Below are 17833 nucleotides of genomic sequence, written 5' to 3'. Positions count from 1 at the left end.
TTTTCCAAAAAAAAAATTAATTATATTTATTTAATAAAAAACTACAAAGAGAATAAACTATATCTAATCTATTTAATGTATAAAAATGAAAATCTCTTACACCTTCTTGATATAAACATTTTAACATATCTATTATAATACTACAACTTAACATATTTTTTGTAATATTATCATCAATATTTATATTTTTATAAATTCTATAAATATATTTAGGAATATTTACATTAGTTAAAGAAGAAAAACGTTTTAATTGATCAATATTTAATATAGGTAAAATTCCAGGTATAATTTTTTTTCTAATCCCAAAAGAAAAACAACGATCTCTAAAAATTAAAAATTTTTCAACATTAAAAAAAAATTGAGTAATAATTCCAGAAGCCCCTAAATCTATTTTATTTTTTAAAAAAATTAAATCATGTTTAGCACTTTTAGCTTCTGGATGAACTTCAGGATAAGCAGCAACAAAAATTTTAAAATTAGCAATTTTCTTTAATAATAATACTAAATTTATAGCATAAATATTATTTTTTATAATATTATCTTTATAATCACCTCTTAAAGCAACAATACTTTTTATTCCTGCATTCCAATAATCATAAGCTATATTTTGTAATTCATTATAAGATAAACCTGAACAAGTAAGATGAGGAATAGTATTTATTTTAGTATTTTTTTTTATAGAAAGAACTGTTTTTTTTGTTAATAATTTTTCACCTGAATTAGCTCCATAAGTAACAGAAAAAAAACTTGGAGAAAAATTACTTAATTTTTTAGAAATATTTAATAAATTTTCAAATAAAATATTATTAGAAGAAGGAAAAAATTCAAAAGAAATATTTATTTTTTCTTTCATATCAGATAAAAATTTATTTATTAAATTTTTATTATAATCAATTAAATAACTCATTACAATCTCCTTAAATTAATATTTAATAATTAATAATAAATTTATTCATTTAAAAATATATTATTATAATAAAAAAAAAATATATTTCTTGAAAATTATTAATAAAAATGTAAAATAAATTAAAATATAATTTATTTAATAAAATAAAAAGCCGGTTTAGCTCAGTTGGCAGAGCAACTGACTTGTAATCAGTAGGTCACCAGTTCAAATCCGGTAACCGGCATAAAATTTTTAAAGGTGGGATTCCCGAGCGGTTAAAGGGGGCAGACTGTAAATCTGACGTCATAGACTTCGAAGGTTCGAATCCTTCTCCCACCATAAAATATTTATGCGAATATAATATAATGGTTATTATATCATCCTTCCAAGTTGATTATGCGGGTTCGATTCCCGCTATTCGCTAAAAGCTGATATGGCTCAGTAGGAAGAGCACACCTTTGGTAAGGGTGAGGTCCCCAGTTCAAATCTGGGTATCAGCAAAATATTATTATATAAAAATATATAAAAATAATTATTTTAATATCAATAAAAAAAAATATTAAAATATTTAATTTAAGGTTTAAATGAAAAATAAAAAAAAAAAAAATATAAATTTTACATTAATAATAACATTAATGTTATCTATATTTATTTATTTTTATACAAATAAAAACATTATTAGAATAATTTTAATATTATTAATGATATTAATAAATTTCAATCATGTAATACACTTTACAAAAATATTAAATTTTATTAAAAAAACTATAATAGAAACCAAAAAAATAATTTGGGCAAATCCAAAAGAAACTTTATATACAACATTAATTATTACTTGTATTACCATTATTTCTTCTTTACTATTATGGATTTTAGATCATATATTATTATATTTAATATCATTTTTTATAAATTTAAGGTTATAAAATGCATAAAAAAAAATGGTATGTAATACAAGCAACTTCCGGATGCGAAGAAAAAATATTAAATACAATAAAAAAACATATAAAAATAAATAAAATAGAACAATTTTTTGGAAAAATATTAATACCTTCAGAAAAAGTAATTGAAATTAAAAACGGAAAAAAAAAAAATAGCATAAATAAATTCTTTCCAGGATATATTATTATAAATATGATTATGAATGATTTTAATTGGCATTTAATAAAAAATATACCCAAAGTAATGGGATTTATTGGAGGTTCTTCTGATAGACCTTTATCAATTAAAAAAAAAGAAATTAAAAAAATAATCATAAAAATTAAAAAAACAGGAAATAAACCAAGACCAAAAAGATTATTTCAAAAAGGAGAAATAGTAAGAGTTAAAAATGGACCATTTATTGATTTTCATGGAACAGTAGAAGAAATAGATTATGATAAAAATCGTTTAAAAGTTTCTGTTTCTATATTTGGAAGATCTACTCCCGTAGAACTAAATTTTATACAAGTAGAAAAAAAATAAAAAAAAGGAAAAATAATGATAAAAAAAATACAAAGTTATATAAAATTACAAATTCCTGCAAAAAAAGCAAATCCAAGCCCTCCAGTAGGACCAGCTTTGGGACAAAAAGGAATTAACATAATGGAATTTTGTAAATTATTTAATGAAAAAACAAAAAATCTAGAAACAGGAATACCTATTCCTGTAATAATAACAGTTTTTACAGATAAATCATTCAAATTTATCACTAAAACAACACCAGCATCAATATTATTAAAAAAAGAAGCAGGAATAAAAAAAGGATCAAAAACACCAAAAAAAGAAATAATAGGAAATATAACATATAAACAAATAAAAAAAATAGCAAAAATAAAAATGAAAGATATGACTGGTTTAAATATTAAAAAAATGGAAAATTCTATAATAGGAACAGCTCATTCTATGGGATTAAATATAATAAAAAATGAAAAAAATAAAAAATAAAAATAATAAATATAATTTTATTGAAGCAATAAAATTATTAAAAAAAATTTCCACAAGAAAATTTAATGAAAGTATAGACATTGCAATAAATTTAGGAATAGATCCAAAAAAAACTGATCAAAATATTAAAGGAACAATAAATTTACCTTATGGAAACGGAAAAAAAAAAAAAATAGCTGTTTTTAGTGATAAAAAAAAAATAATAGATGCAGATTTTATAGGATTAGAAGATTTAGCAAAAAAAATAAAAGAAAATAAAATTAAATTTGATATAATTATAGCAACTCCTCAAACAATGAAAATTGTAGGAAAATTAGGACCAATATTAGGACCAAAAGGATTAATGCCAAATATTAAATTCGGAACAATTACTAATAACATAGAAAAAACCATAAAAAAAATTAAAAAAGGTCAAATAAATTATAAAAATGATAAAAATGGAATTTTACATTTATCAATTGGAAAAATAAATTTTAATAATAAATATCTTAAAAAAAATTTTCAAACTTGCATAACAACAATAAAAAAAAATAAACCAACAACATCTAAAGGTATTTACATTAAAAAAATATTTATTTCTTCAACTATGAGTCCTAGTTTAAAAATAAATAAAAATTTATATAATTAAATAAAATAATTTTTATACTTTATAAAAAAAATTATTTATAATGTTATCATTTAAAATATATTTTAAAAATATTTTTATAATAAATAATATTTTATAAAATATACTTTTAAAATTATTTAAATTATTTATAATATTTAAAAATATTATTATATTAATAATAATTATAAAATTATTAAATAAATTTAGGAAATATATCAAATGATATTAAAATTAAAAGAAAAAAAAAATATCATTGACAAAATTTCAAAAAAAACAAAATTATCTTTATCAATAATATTAGCTAATTATAATTATATTAATGTAAATAAAATATATCAATTAAGAAAAAAAGCAAGAAAAAAAAAAACTATAATAAATGTAGTTAAAAATAAATTATTTAAAATAGCAATAAAAAACACTAAATTTTCTTGCATCGCAGAAAAATTAAAAGGACCAACAATAATAGCATTTTCAATGAAACACCCAGGAAGTGGACCTAAAATTTTTAGAAAATTTTCAAAAAAAAATAAAAAATTTAAAATTACTTATGCAGTATTTGAAGAAAAAATTTTAAATAAAAAAGAAATAAAAAATCTAGCAAAAATGCCAACCAAAAAAGAAGCAATAAAAAAAATAGCAATTTTATTAAAAGAAATAACAATAATAAAATTTTTAAGAACATTATCTTATATAATTAAAATAAAAAAAAATAAAATTTAAAAATAATTATTGTAATAATATATTTATATAATCGATAATACAATTAGGAATAATTATAATGTCAATTACTAAAGAAGAAATTTTAGAATCTATTTCTAATATGTCTGTAAAAAATATTGTAGAATTAATTAAAGATATGGAAAAAAAATTCAATATTACAGCAAATACAGAAATAAATTCATCTAAAAAAAAACAAAAAAACGAAAAAGAAGAAAAAACGGAATTTAACGTATTATTAAAAACAATAGGTAAAAATAAAATACCAGTTATTAAAATTGTAAGAAGTTCTACAGGATTAGGATTAAAACAAGCAAAAGACTTAGTAGAATCTTGTCCCGCAATTATTAAAGAAAAAATAAACAAAGAAGAAGCTGAAACTCTAAAAAAAAACTTAGAAGATGTTGGCGCATTAATAGAAATACAATAAAAATATAATATCCCAAACAATTAAATAACATTAATTGGCTGGTGTATATATATTTTCGCCAGCCTATATAAAAAACACAAAATATTTAATAAAAAATATTTATTAAATATTTTTAATATAAATAATAATTTTAATTAAAAAACGAGGAAACCCATGGTTTACTCTTATACTGAAAAAAAAAGGATTAGAAAAAATTTTGGAAAATTACCAAAAATTTTAGATATACCATATTTATTATCTATTCAATTACAATCATTTCAAAAATTTATTCAAAATGATCATAAAGGAATATATGGTTTAAACGCAGCATTAAAATCTATATTTCCTATTAAAAGTCATAATGGAAATGTAAAAATAAAATATATAAATTATAGATTAGAAAAAAGCTTCTTTAACGTTAAAGAATGCAAAATAAGAGGAACAACCTACTCATCATCTTTACGTGTTCAATTAAAATTAATAATTTATGAACGTGACGAATTCAAAAAAAAAAGAATAAAAAAAATAAAAAAACAAGAAGTTTATATGGGAGAAATTCCATTAATGACAGAACATGGTACATTTGTAGTAAACGGAACAGAAAGAGTAGTTGTTTCACAACTACATAGAAGCCCAGGAGTATTTTTTGATAGCGATAAAGGAAAAACACATTCTTCAGGAAAAATATTATACCATGCTAGAATTATACCATATAGAGGTTCTTGGTTAGATTTTGAATTTGATCCTAAAGATAATTTATTTGTAAGAATAGACAGAAGAAAAAAATTACCAATTACAATACTTTTAAGAGCTTTAAAATATAGTACAGAGAAAATATTAACAATATTTTTTGAAAAAAATATATTTAAAATATTTAACAAAAAACAATTAAAATTAAAATTAATTCCAGAAAGATTAAAAGGAGAAACACTTTCTTTTGATATCATTATAAACAATAAAATATATATTAAAAAAAATAATAGAATCAATGAAGAACACATTAAAAAATTAAAAAAAAAAAAAATAAAAGAAATTATTGTTCCAAATGAATATATTATTGGAAAAACTGTATCTAAAAATTATATTAATAAAAATGGTGAACATATAATTTTATCAAATATGGAAATTACAGAAAAAATACTAAAAAAAATAAAAAAAAACAAATACAAAAAAATAGAAACAATTTTTACAAATGATATAGACAACGGTCCATATATTTCAGAAACCTTAAAAATTGACCCAAGTCATGATTATTATAGCGCATTAACAGAAATATATAGAATGATGAGACCAGGAGAACCACCTACTAAAGAAGCAACAAAAAATTTATTTAATAACTTATTCTTTTCAGAAGAAAGATATGATTTATCTTCTATTGGAAGAATGAAATTTAATAAATCTTTATTTAAAAAAAAAACAACAGGAAATAACTTATTAAACAAAAAAGATATAATTTCTGTAATTAAAAAATTAATTAGTATAAGAAACGGTTATGGAAAAATTGATGACATTGATCACTTAGGAAATAGAAGAGTAAGATCTGTAGGGGAAATGTCTGAAAACCAATTTAGAATTGGTTTAATAAGAGTAGAAAGAACAGTAAAAGAAAAATTATCTTTAGGAGAAATAGAAAATATAAAACCAAAAGATATAATTAACGCAAAACCAATTTCTGCAGCAATAAAAGAATTTTTTAGTACTAGTCAACTATCTCAATTTATGGATCAAAATAATCCATTATCAGCAATTACACATAAAAGAAGAATTTCAGCTTTAGGAATAGGAGGATTAACTAGAGAAAGAGCAGGATTCGAAGTAAGAGATGTACACCCTACACATTATGGAAGAGTTTGTCCTATAGAAACTCCAGAAGGACCAAACATAGGATTAATTAATTCATTATCCGTATACGCAAGAACAAATAAATATGGATTTTTAGAAACTCCATATAGAAAAGTAAATAATAATTTAGTAACAAACGAAATACATTATTTATCAGCAATAGAAGAAGGAAATTTTATAATTGCACAAGCTAATGCAAAATTAGATAAAAATGGTAATTTTATAGAAAAATATATTACTTGTAGAAATAAAGGAGAATCAGAATTATTTACCAAAGATAAAATTAATTATATGGATATTTCTACCCAACAAATAGTTTCTGTTGGAGCATCTTTAATCCCATTTTTAGAACATAATGATGCAAATAGAGCATTAATGGGAGCTAACATGCAAAGACAAGCCGTTCCTACATTAAAAACAGATAAACCATTAGTAGGAACAGGAATGGAAAGAACAGTAGCAATCGATTCAGGAGTAACTATAGTTGCAAAAAGAGGAGGAACAATTCAATATGTAGATTCATCTAAAATAATAGTAAGAATAAATGAATATGAAATGCATTCAGAAGAAGCTGGGATAGATATTTATCACTTAACAAAATATACAAGATCAAATCAAAACACCTGTATTAATCAAACTCCATTAATACAAATAGGAGATAAAATAAAATTAGGAGATGTTCTTGCAGATGGACCATCAACAGATTTAGGAGAATTAGCATTAGGTCAAAATATGAGAGTTGCATTTATGCCTTGGAATGGATATAATTTTGAAGATTCAATATTAATTTCTGAAAGAGTAATGCAAGAAGATAGATTTACTAGTATACATATTCAAGAATTATCTTGTATTGCAAGAGATACTAAACTTGGAGCTGAAGAAATTACATCAGATATACCAAATATAGGAGAATCAGCATTATCCAAACTAGATTCTTCAGGAATTGTTTATATCGGAGCAGAAGTAACTAGTGGAGAAATTTTAGTAGGAAAAATCACCCCAAAAGGAGAAACTCAATTAACACCAGAAGAAAAATTATTAAGAGCAATATTTGGAGAAAAAGCTTCTGATGTTAAAGATTCATCATTAAGAGTACCAAACGGAGTTTCTGGAACTGTAATCGATGTACAAATATTTACAAGAGATGGAGTAACAAAAGATAAAAGAACTATAGAAATAGAAAATATGAAATTTAAAAAAGCACAAAAAGATTTAAAAGAAGAATTAAAAATTTTAGAATTTAGTATTCTTACAAGAATAAAAAAAATATTAATATCTTCTGGAATTAACAAAAATGTTTTAGAGAACATGGTTCCAGAAAAATGGTTAACAATAAAAATTAAAAAAATAAACAATAAAAAATTATTTTTACAATTAATTAAACAATATAAAAAATTAAAATATAATTTTGATGAAAAACTTAAAATAAAAAAAAAAAAAATAATACATGGAGATGATTTAACACCTGGAATTTTAAAAATAGTTAAAATACATTTAGCAGTTAAAAGATATATACAAACAGGAGATAAAATGGCTGGAAGACATGGAAATAAAGGAGTAATTTCAAAAATAAACCCTGTAGAAGATATGCCTTATGATATTAACGGAATACCAATAGATATTGTATTAAATCCATTAGGAGTTCCTTCAAGAATGAATATTGGACAAATACTAGAAACACACTTAGGAATGGCAGCAAAAGGAATAGGAGAAAAAATAAATAAATTATTAAAAAAAAATAAAAAAATATTTTTATTAAGAAAATTTATACAAAAAGCTTATAATATAGGTAATAATATTTGTCAAAAAGTAGATTTAAATAAATTTACAGATGAAGAAATATTATGTTTAGCAAATAACTTAAAAAAAGGATTACCAATAGCAACACCTGTTTTTGATGGAGCAAAAGAAGAAGAAATAAAAAAATTATTAAAATTAGCAAAAATTCCAGAATCTGGTCAAATAACACTATTTGATGGAAGAACAGGAGAAAAATTTGAAAGAAAAGTAACAGTAGGATATATGTATATGTTAAAATTAAATCATTTAGTAGATGATAAAATGCACGCAAGATCAACTGGTTCATATAGTTTAGTTACACAACAACCGTTAGGAGGTAAATCACAATTTGGAGGTCAAAGATTTGGAGAAATGGAAGTATGGGCTTTAGAAGCATATGGAGCATCATATACATTACAAGAAATGTTAACTGTAAAATCTGATGATGTAAACGGAAGAACAAAAATTTATAAAAATATAGTTAATGGAAATCATCAAATGGAACCTAATATGCCAGAATCCTTTAATGTTCTTTTAAAAGAAATTAGATCATTAGGAATTAATATAGAATTAGAAAATTATTAACATAAATTATATTAATAAAAAATATTATATTAATTATAAATTATTATGAAATGTTTCAATTTTACAGGAAGCAATTCGTGAAAGATTTATTAAAATTTTTAAAATCAAAAAAAAAAAATGAAGACTTTGATGCAATAAAAATAACATTAGCATCTCCAAAAATGATAAAATCATGGTCTTTTGGTGAAGTTAAAAAACCAGAAACTATTAATTATCGAACATTTAAACCAGAAAGAGATGGATTATTTTGTTCAAAAATTTTTGGACCAATAAAAGATTATGAATGTTTATGTGGAAAATATAAACGATTAAAACATAGAGGAGTAATATGTGAAAAATGCGGAGTAGAAGTCACAAAAAGCAAAGTAAGAAGAGATAGAATGGGTCATATTGTGCTTGCTGCTCCCATAGCTCATATTTGGTTTTTAAAATCATTACCTTCAAGAATTGGTTTATTATTAGATATGCCATTACGAGATATTGAACGCGTATTATATTTTGAATCTTATGTAGTTATTGAAGAAGGAATGACGCATTTAGAAAAAAAACAAATTTTAACAGAAGAGCAATATTTAGATTTTTTAGAAGAATTTGGAGATGAATTTGATGCAAAAATGGGAGCAGAAGCAATACAATTATTATTAAAAAACATAAACTTAGTAAAAGAAGTAAAAAATTTAAGAAAAAACATTACTAAAACTCCATCCGAAACAAAAAGAAAAAAAATAAATAAAAGAATAAAATTACTAGATTCATTTATTTATTCTAAAAATAAACCAGAATGGATGATTTTAACAGTATTACCTATTTTACCTCCAGATTTAAGACCATTAGTTCCTCTAGATGGGGGTCGTTTTGCAACTTCTGATTTAAATGATTTATATAGAAGAGTAATTAATAGAAATAATCGTTTAAAAAGATTATTAGAATTAACAGCTCCAGACATAATTATAAGAAATGAAAAAAGAATGCTTCAAGAATCTGTTGATGCTTTATTAGATAATGGAAGAAGAGGAAGAGCAATTATTGGTTCTAATAAAAGACCTTTAAAATCATTAGCTGATATGATAAAAGGAAAACAAGGAAGATTTAGACAAAATTTATTAGGAAAAAGAGTGGATTATTCAGGAAGATCAGTAATAACTGTAGGTCCTTATTTAAAATTAAATCAATGTGGATTACCAAAAAAAATGGCTTTAGAATTATTTAAACCTTTTATATATGGAAAATTAGAAGTAAGAAATTTAGCAACAACAATAAAATCTGCAAAAAAAATGGTTGATAAAGAAGATCCGATAGTATGGGATATTTTAGATGAAATTATAAAAGAACATCCTATTTTATTAAACAGGGCTCCAACTTTACATAGATTAGGAATACAAGCATTTGAACCAATATTAATAGAAGGAAAAGCAATACAATTACATCCTTTAGTATGCGCTGCTTATAATGCTGATTTTGATGGAGATCAAATGGCAGTTCATATACCATTAACATTAGAATCACAATTAGAAGCAAGAGCATTAATGATGTCTACCAATAATATATTATCACCAGCAAATGGAGAACCTATTATTGTTCCATCACAAGATGTTGTATTAGGATTATATTACATGACAAGAAAAAAAATTAACGGAAAAGGAGAAGGAATACTTTTAAAAAACCCAGAAGAAGCAGAAAAATTATATTTTAATAATATAGTAGAATTACATTCTACTATAAAAATAAGAATAAAAGAATATAAAAAAAACAAAAAAAACATATTTATTAAAAAAAAAAAAATAATAAATACAACAATAGGAAGAGCAATTTTATGGAAAATTGTTCCAAAAGGATTACCTTTTTCATTAATCAATCAAGCACTTAAAAAAAAATCTATTTCTAATATGTTAAATATTTGTTATAGAAATTTAGGATTAAAACCTACAGTAAATTTTGCAGATCAAATTATGTATACAGGATTTAAATATGCTGCAAAATCAGGAGTTTCAGTTGGAATTAACGATATGACCATACCTAAAAAAAAAATAAAAATAATAAAAAAAACAAAAAAAAAAGTATCCAAAATACAAAAACAATTTAAATCTGGTTTAGTAACTAACAGTGAAAAATATAATAAAATAATTGATATATGGACTTCTGCAAATGAAAAAATTTCAAAATCCATGATGAAAAATTTATCTACAGAAAAAATAAAAAAAAAAAATGGAAAAAAAATAATACATAAATCTTTTAATAGTATTTATATGATGGCAGATTCTGGAGCAAGAGGATCAGAAGCACAAATAAGACAATTAGCTGGAATGAGAGGATTAATGGCAAAACCAGACGGATCTATTATTGAAACTCCTATTACTGCAAATTTTAGAGAAGGATTAAATGTTTTACAATATTTTATTTCTACTCATGGAGCAAGAAAAGGATTAGCAGATACAGCATTAAAAACTGCTAATTCTGGTTACTTAACAAGAAGATTAGTAGATGTTGCTCAAGATGTAGTAGTAACAGAAAATGATTGCAAAACAAATAAAGGAATTAAAATGATTCCTATAATAGAAGGTGGTTACGTAAAAGAAACACTTATAGAAAGAGTTTTAGGAAGAGTTACTGCAAAAGATATTTTTAATAAAAAAAAAAAAAAAATAATAATAAAAAGAAATACATTAATAGATGAAGAATATTGTAATATTATTAAAAAATATTCAATTAATAAAATAAAAGTTCGATCTGTTGTATATTGCGAAACAAATTTTGGTATATGTTCTTATTGTTATGGTAGAGATTTAGCAAAAGGAAAATTAGTAAATCAAGGAGAAGCTATTGGAGTAATAGCAGCACAATCAATAGGAGAACCAGGAACACAATTAACTATGAGAACATTTCATATTGGAGGAGCTGCTTCCAGCGCTACTACAATAAACAATATTCAAATAAAAAATGAAGGAACAATAAAATTAAACAATGTAAAATATGTTACAAATTCAACTGGAAATATAATAATAACATCAAGAAATGTTGAATTAAACATGATTGATAAATACGGTATTACTCAAGAAAGTTATAAAATACCATATGGATCTATTATGTTTAAAAAAAATGGAGAAAAAGCTTATTCTGGAGAAATAATTGCAAAATGGGATCCTCATACTATACCCATTATAACAGAAGTTAATGGATTTCTAAAATTTGTAGATATGATAAATGGACAAAGTATCATAAAAAAAACCGATGAATTAACAGGTTTATCATCAATTATAATATTAAACACAGCAGAAAGAACATCTTTAGGAAAAGAATTAAGACCAACATTAAAAATAGTAGATAAAAATAATAAAAATATTTTAATTCCTGGAACAGATATGCCAGCACAATATTTTTTACCTGAAAAAACAATAATAAATTTAGAAAACGGATCAAGAATATATTCAGGAGATATTTTAGCAAAAATACCACAAGAATCAAAAAGAACAAAAGATATAACTGGGGGATTGCCTAGAGTTGCAGATTTATTTGAAGCTAGAAAACCAAAAGAAACAGCAATGTTGGCAGAAATAAGTGGAATTATTTCTTTTGGAAAAGAAACAAAAGAAAAAAGAAGATTAATAATAACCCCTAATAAAAAAAATAAAAATATTTATGAAACAATGATTCCAAAATGGAAACAATTAAATGTTTTTGAAGGAGAAAAAGTAGAAAAAGGAGACAATATAGCAGAAGGTCCTGAATCAGCTCATGATATTTTAAGATTAAAAGGAGTTCAAGCAATAACAAAACATATAGTAAATGAAGTTCAAGAAATATATAGATTACAAGGAGTAAAAATAAATGATAAACATATCGAAGTAATTATTAGACAAATGTTAAGAAAAGGAACAATAATAAATAGTGGAGATTCAAAATTTTTAGAAGGAGAACAAATTGAATATTCAAAAATTAGAAAAACAAACAAAAAATTAAAAAAAAAAGGAAAAAGAAAAATTAAATTTTTAAGAAATTTACTAGGAATTACAAAAGCTTCTTTAGCAACAGAATCATTTATATCAGCAGCTTCATTTCAAGAAACTACTAGAGTATTAACTGAAGCAGCAGTTGCAGGAAAAAAAGATAAATTAAAAGGTTTAAAAGAAAATGTAATTGTAGGTAGATTAATACCAGCAGGAACAGGATATGCATATCATAAAGATAGAATTTATCAAAAAAAAAAAAAAAAAAAAAAATAATTTTATATTAAATATAATAATTATTAAAAAACAATAAAACTTATTATATTAAATTTAATAATATAAAATTAAAAATATTAATAAAATAACTAAATAAAAAAAAATAAAAATATCATAAAGGAAAAAAAATGAATAAAAGTCAATTAATTAATATTATATCTGAAAAAACAAAATTTTCTAAACAACAAACAAAAATAATTATAAATGAAACTTTTAATACTATAACATCATTTTTAAAAAAAGGAGAAATAGTTCAAATTATAGGATTTGGAACATTTAAAGTAAATTTTAGAGCAGCTAGAGTAGGAAGAAACCCACAAACCGGAAAAGAAATAAAAATAAAAGCTACAAAAGTACCGGTTTTTGTTTCTGGAAAATCATTAAAATCCGCTGTAAAATAATTTTTTATTATTTGGGGTTTATAAAAACCCCTAATAAAATATTATTTTAAATAAAATTAAATATATTAATTTAAATATTATAAAAAAATGAAAAAAAAAAAAAAAATAAAAACAGCGTTATTAAGTGTAGCAAATAAAAAAAATATTATTGAATTTTCAAAAAAATTAATTTATAGAAAAATAAAATTATTTGCAACAAATGGAACTGCGAAAATTTTAAAAAAAAATAATATTCCTGTTAAAAAAATATCTGATTACATCAAATTTCCAGAAATACTAAATGGAAAAATAAAAACTTTGCACCCAAAAATATACGGGGGAATATTAGCAAAAAAAAAAAATATTAATGAAATAAATAAATATAAAATAAAAAAATTTGATTTAATAGTAGTAAACTTTTATAAATTTAAAATAAAAAATAATAATAAAAAAAACAACTTAAAAAAAATATCAGAATTTATTGATATAGGAGGACCTTCAATAGCAAGAGCTGCAGTAAAAAACTATAAAAATGTAATAATTATTCATGATATAAAAGACTACAAAAAAATAATTAATAAAATAGATCAAAATAAAATAAATTCAAAAATGAAATTTAAATTTGCAATAAAAACTTTTAAATATATTACATTATATGATATTAAAATTTTAAATTTTATATTAAAAAAAAAAAAAAAAAAAATATTACCAAAAAAATTAACAATAAAATTATTAAAAAATAAAAAATTAAGATATGGAGAAAACCAACATCAAAAATCTGCTTTATATTATAAAAAAAAAATAATTAAAAATAAAAATATTATTTTTAAAAAAAAAATACAAGGAAAAAAACTATCATATAATAATATATACGATGCAAATATAGCATTAGAATGTGTAAAAACATTAAAAAAACCTGCTTGTGTTATTGTAAAACATGGTAATCCATGTGGTTGTGCAATAGGAAAAAATATATTTTTATCATACAAATCTGCTTATAAAACTGATATAGATTCTTGTTTTGGAGGAATAATTGCATTTAATGATTTTTTAGATGAAACAACAATAAAATATATTTTAAAAAAACAATTTGTAGAAATAATTATCGCACCAAAAATATCATTATTAGCAAAAAAAATAATAAAAAAAAAAAAAAACATAAGAGTATTAATATATAATAAAAAAATAAAATTTAAAAAAAATGAATTAGATATAAAATCTATTAACAATGGATTTTTAATACAAACAAAAGATAAAAAAATTAATATAAAAAAATATATTAATGTTACTAAAAAAAAACCAAATAAAAAAGAAATAAAAGATTTATTATTTGCATGGAAAATAGTTAAATTTGCAAAATCTAATGCAATTGTATATGCAAAAAATCTTATGACTAAAAGTATTGGATCAGGACAAACAAGTAGAATTGATGCAATTAAAATGGCTAATAAAAAAGCTAAAGAAACAAATAAAAAAATAAATTTTAGTGTTTTAGCTTCAGATGCTTTTTTACCTTTTAAAGATAATATTAATTTACTTTCTAAAAATAATATTACTTGTATAATACAACCAGGAGGTTCAATAAGAGATAAAGAAATTATTAAAGAAGCAAATAAAAAAAATATAGCAATGATATTTACAAATATAAGACAATTTAAACACTAAAAAAANANTAATATAATTATCAAATTTCAATTAAATAATAAAATTAAAATTTTAAAAAAAAATTAAAAATAATAAATTTAAAATGGTATATATAATATTTATTAAAATATAATAATATATTTTAATAATTTACATACCATATTATATATATCTTATAATTATTTATAAATAAATTTATAATTTAACATATTAATAAATATATTATAATATTTTTCTAAAATTTTTAGTTGCTTGAATCATATTTTTAATTCCTAAAATAGATTCTTCAAATGTTCTAGTTTTTAAACCACAATCTGGATTTATCCATAATTTTTTTACAGAAATATAATTTATCGCTTTTTTAATTAAAGATTCTATAAATTGTATTGTTGGAATATTAGGGGAATGTATATCATATACACCAGGACCTATATCATTAGGATAATTAAATTCTTTAAAATATTCTAATAAATCCATTTCTGATCTAGAAGTTTCAATAGTTATAACATCTGCATCTAAATCAGAAATAGATTTCATAATATCATTAAATTCACAATAACACATATGTGTATGTATTTGGGTAGAATCTTTTACACCTGAAGACATTAAACGAAATGAATCTACTGACCAAGATAAATACTTATCCCAATTTTTTTTACGTAAAGGCAATCCTTCTCTTAAAGCAGGTTCATCAATTTGAATAATTTTTATTCCAGATTTTTCTAAATCACTAACTTCATCTCTTAACGCTAAAGCAATTTGTTTTGAAATAATACTTTTTTTAATATCCTCTCTAAGAAAAGACCAACATAATATCGTAACAGGACCAGTAAGCATTCCTTTAATAGGTTTTTTTGTTAATGATTGAGAAAATTTAGACCACTTTATAGTAATAGGTTTTTTTCTATAAACATCTCCTATAATTATTGGTGGTTTAACACATCTTGAACCATAACTTTGTACCCATCCATTTTTGGTAAAAATAAAACCATTCATATTTTCACCAAAATATTCCACCATATCGTTTCTTTCTGGTTCTCCATGTACTAAAACATCTACCCCTAATTTTTCTTGAATTTTAATAACCTTTTTAATATACTTAGATATTTTTTTATTATAATATTTACTATTTATTTTTCCAGTTTTATAATCTAACCTTAATTTTCTTATTTTATTTGTTTGAGGAAATGATCCTATAGTAGTTGTAGGTAATAATGGAAAATTAAATTTATTTTTTTGTATTTTTTTTCTTATTTTATATATATTTTTTCTTTTAAAATCTTTTTTTTTTAAATTTTTTAAACGATTTTCAACATCTATTTTATGAACTTTATCTGATATATTATGACTTATAATTTTTTTACTATATTTTTCAATTTTTTTTACATTATTTTTATTTAATGAATCAGATAACAATTTTAATTCTTTACATTTTTGTATTGCAAAAGAAAACCAATTTTTAATATCATTTTCTAATAAATTTTCTTCAGATAAATCAATAGGAATATGTAAAAAAGAACAAGAAGGACCTATCCAAAAATATCTTTTTTTAAGTATAGGTTTTAAAATATTAAACCATTTAAATAAATCAGAACTCCAAATATTACGACCATTAATCACCCCAAAAGAAAATAAAATATCTTTAGAAAAAAAATTAATTAAATTACTTAAATTATATTTTCCAGATATTAAATCAAAATGTATTCCTTGAATAGGTAATTTTTTAATAATTTCTAAATTATGATCAACTTTTCCAAAATAAGTAGTTAACATTATGTTAGTATAATTATTTAGTTCATTATAAGCATAAACAAAAGAATTTTTCCAAATTTCAGGTAAATCAAAAGATAAAATTGGTTCATCTATTTGAACCCAATTAATATTTCTTTTTTTTAATTCATTTAAAACATATTGATATATAGGTAAAATTCTTTTTAATAAAGTAATACGATTAAAATTTTCTCCTTTAACTTTTCCTAACCATAAATATGTTAAAGGACCTAATAATATAGGTTTTATATTATAACCTAATGATAAAGATTCATCAACTTCATCTAATAACTGATTCCAGGAATATTTAAAAATTTGATTTTTAGTAAATTCAGGTACAATATAATGATAATTAGTATTAAACCATTTAGTCATTTCTGAAGCAAATGTAGGTTTTCTAAATGGAGCACAACCACGAGCAACTAAAAATAAAGTATTCAAATCAATTATATTTTTTTGAGTATGTCTTTTTGGAATGTTTCCTAACATCATACTAATATTTAAAACCTGATCATACCAAGAAAAATCACCTACTGATATATAATCAATTCCATTTTTATATTGTTGTTTCCAATGTCTTTTTCTTAACATTTTTCCAACAAATAATAAATCCTTTTTAGTAATTTCTCCATTCCAATATTTTTCTTGCGCAAATTTTAATTCTCTATTTAATCCAATTCTTGGAAAACCAAGTATATGATTTTTAACTTTCATAAAATATTTCTCATAATAAAATAATAAATTTCTAAAAAAGTAATTTTAAATAAAATTAAATAAAAAATTATATTAAAAAATAATATAAAATTAATAAATAAAAAAATTATTCATAAATAATATAAAAAATAATAATTTAATTAAAATATTTTAAAAATTATTAAAAAAAAAAAAAAAAAAAATAAAATATATATATTAATTTACGTTCTATAATATAATTAAATTTATATTATCATATTAATGTAAAAAATATAAAAAACAGATTAAAATTTAAATTATTTATTAAAAATAATACACCCTTAAATTTTACATGATAAAATAAAATATAACTAAAATTAAAAAAAATAATAATTA

Annotated in this window: 11 protein-coding genes, 4 tRNA genes and 1 pseudogene; 14 read left to right on the top strand and 2 right to left on the bottom strand. The window is 21.4% G+C overall.

From position 1 onward, the window contains the following. Window positions 1-16: 16 nt before the first annotated feature. Window positions 17-907 carry a methylenetetrahydrofolate reductase gene (locus tag RJT27_RS00205; RefSeq protein ID WP_343189490.1) on the bottom strand — a complete coding sequence of 297 codons (891 nt, stop codon included), beginning with the start codon at window positions 905-907 and terminating at the stop codon, window positions 17-19. Window positions 908-1057: 150 nt separating this feature from the next. Here RJT27_RS00205 and RJT27_RS00200 point away from each other — a divergent pair. The 14 genes and pseudogenes from RJT27_RS00200 (at window position 1058) to purH (ending at window position 15016) form a co-directional block, all read left to right on the top strand. Continuing rightward, window positions 1058-1130: transfer RNA gene (locus RJT27_RS00200), tRNA-Thr, on the top strand. A gap of 13 nt (window positions 1131-1143) precedes the next feature. Further along, window positions 1144-1225, top strand: a tRNA-Tyr gene (locus tag RJT27_RS00195). Window positions 1226-1237: 12 nt separating this feature from the next. Next, window positions 1238-1309: transfer RNA gene (locus RJT27_RS00190), tRNA-Gly, on the top strand. 4 nt (window positions 1310-1313) lie between these two features. Next, a tRNA-Thr gene (locus RJT27_RS00185) sits at window positions 1314-1386 on the top strand. An 84-nt stretch (window positions 1387-1470) separates the two neighbouring features. After that, window positions 1471-1812, top strand: a complete 342-nt coding sequence (gene secE, locus RJT27_RS00180) for a preprotein translocase subunit SecE (RefSeq protein ID WP_343189489.1) — start codon at window positions 1471-1473, stop codon at window positions 1810-1812. Window position 1813: 1 nt separating this feature from the next. Continuing rightward, window positions 1814-2350: a transcription termination/antitermination protein NusG gene (nusG, locus tag RJT27_RS00175; RefSeq protein ID WP_343189488.1), complete on the top strand. Its 537-nt coding sequence runs from the start codon at window positions 1814-1816 to the stop codon at window positions 2348-2350. 15 nt (window positions 2351-2365) lie between these two features. After that, window positions 2366-2812 (top strand): 50S ribosomal protein L11, encoded by a 447-nt coding sequence (gene rplK, locus RJT27_RS00170; protein WP_343189487.1) that lies wholly within the window; start codon window positions 2366-2368, stop codon window positions 2810-2812. Beyond that, entirely contained in the window at window positions 2793-3440 is a 648-nt protein-coding gene (gene rplA, locus RJT27_RS00165) for a 50S ribosomal protein L1 (protein ID WP_343189486.1), read from the top strand. The genes rplK and rplA overlap by 20 nt, the downstream gene beginning before the upstream one ends. Window positions 3441-3638: 198 nt before the next feature. Next, window positions 3639-4139: a 50S ribosomal protein L10 gene (rplJ, locus tag RJT27_RS00160; RefSeq protein WP_343189485.1), complete on the top strand. Its 501-nt coding sequence runs from the start codon at window positions 3639-3641 to the stop codon at window positions 4137-4139. Between the two features lie 58 nt (window positions 4140-4197). Further along, the gene (gene rplL, locus RJT27_RS00155; RefSeq protein ID WP_343189484.1) at window positions 4198-4566 is read left to right on the top strand and encodes a 50S ribosomal protein L7/L12; all 369 of its coding nucleotides are present in this window, start codon (window positions 4198-4200) and stop codon (window positions 4564-4566) included. Between the two features lie 153 nt (window positions 4567-4719). After that, window positions 4720-8751, top strand: coding sequence for a DNA-directed RNA polymerase subunit beta (rpoB, locus tag RJT27_RS00150; protein WP_343189483.1), 4032 nt, complete (start codon window positions 4720-4722; stop codon window positions 8749-8751). Window positions 8752-8828: 77 nt separating this feature from the next. Continuing rightward, a pseudogene (gene rpoC / locus RJT27_RS00145) lies at window positions 8829-12950 on the top strand (DNA-directed RNA polymerase subunit beta'); the annotation flags it as partial. 149 nt (window positions 12951-13099) lie between these two features. Further along, window positions 13100-13372: an HU family DNA-binding protein gene (locus tag RJT27_RS00140; protein WP_343189482.1), complete on the top strand. Its 273-nt coding sequence runs from the start codon at window positions 13100-13102 to the stop codon at window positions 13370-13372. An 87-nt stretch (window positions 13373-13459) separates the two neighbouring features. After that, window positions 13460-15016, top strand: a complete 1557-nt coding sequence (gene purH, locus RJT27_RS00135; RefSeq protein ID WP_343189481.1) for a bifunctional phosphoribosylaminoimidazolecarboxamide formyltransferase/IMP cyclohydrolase — start codon at window positions 13460-13462, stop codon at window positions 15014-15016. A gap of 201 nt (window positions 15017-15217) precedes the next feature. On the opposite strand, the gene metE is transcribed toward purH, so the two are convergent. Continuing rightward, a complete protein-coding gene (gene metE, locus RJT27_RS00130) occupies window positions 15218-17479 on the bottom strand; it encodes a 5-methyltetrahydropteroyltriglutamate--homocysteine S-methyltransferase (protein ID WP_343189480.1) in 2262 nt (753 codons plus the stop codon). Window positions 17480-17833 lie beyond the last annotated feature (354 nt).

The organism is Buchnera aphidicola (Greenidea ficicola) (genome assembly GCF_039386055.1).
Taxonomy (GTDB): Bacteria; Pseudomonadota; Gammaproteobacteria; order Enterobacterales; family Enterobacteriaceae; genus Buchnera_K; species Buchnera_K aphidicola_A.
Note: the sequence above shows the minus strand (reverse complement) of the source record. Positions and strands in the feature narration are given on the sequence as shown.

What these genes read in the sequence shown, in the direction of transcription:
- rplJ (WP_343189485.1), top strand. Translation starts at nt 3,639, where the DNA reads ATGATATTAAAATTAAAAGAAAAAAAAAATATCATTGACAAAATTTCA.
- nusG (WP_343189488.1), top strand. Translation starts at nt 1,814, where the DNA reads ATGCATAAAAAAAAATGGTATGTAATACAAGCAACTTCCGGATGCGAA.
- rpoB (WP_343189483.1), top strand. Translation starts at nt 4,720, where the DNA reads ATGGTTTACTCTTATACTGAAAAAAAAAGGATTAGAAAAAATTTTGGA.
- RJT27_RS00205 (WP_343189490.1), bottom strand. Translation starts at nt 907, where the DNA reads ATGAGTTATTTAATTGATTATAATAAAAATTTAATAAATAAATTTTTA.
- purH (WP_343189481.1), top strand. Translation starts at nt 13,460, where the DNA reads ATGAAAAAAAAAAAAAAAATAAAAACAGCGTTATTAAGTGTAGCAAAT.
- rplA (WP_343189486.1), top strand. Translation starts at nt 2,793, where the DNA reads ATGAAAAAAATAAAAAATAAAAATAATAAATATAATTTTATTGAAGCA.
- rplL (WP_343189484.1), top strand. Translation starts at nt 4,198, where the DNA reads ATGTCAATTACTAAAGAAGAAATTTTAGAATCTATTTCTAATATGTCT.
- RJT27_RS00140 (WP_343189482.1), top strand. Translation starts at nt 13,100, where the DNA reads ATGAATAAAAGTCAATTAATTAATATTATATCTGAAAAAACAAAATTT.
- rplK (WP_343189487.1), top strand. Translation starts at nt 2,366, where the DNA reads ATGATAAAAAAAATACAAAGTTATATAAAATTACAAATTCCTGCAAAA.
- metE (WP_343189480.1), bottom strand. Translation starts at nt 17,479, where the DNA reads ATGAAAGTTAAAAATCATATACTTGGTTTTCCAAGAATTGGATTAAAT.
- secE (WP_343189489.1), top strand. Translation starts at nt 1,471, where the DNA reads ATGAAAAATAAAAAAAAAAAAAATATAAATTTTACATTAATAATAACA.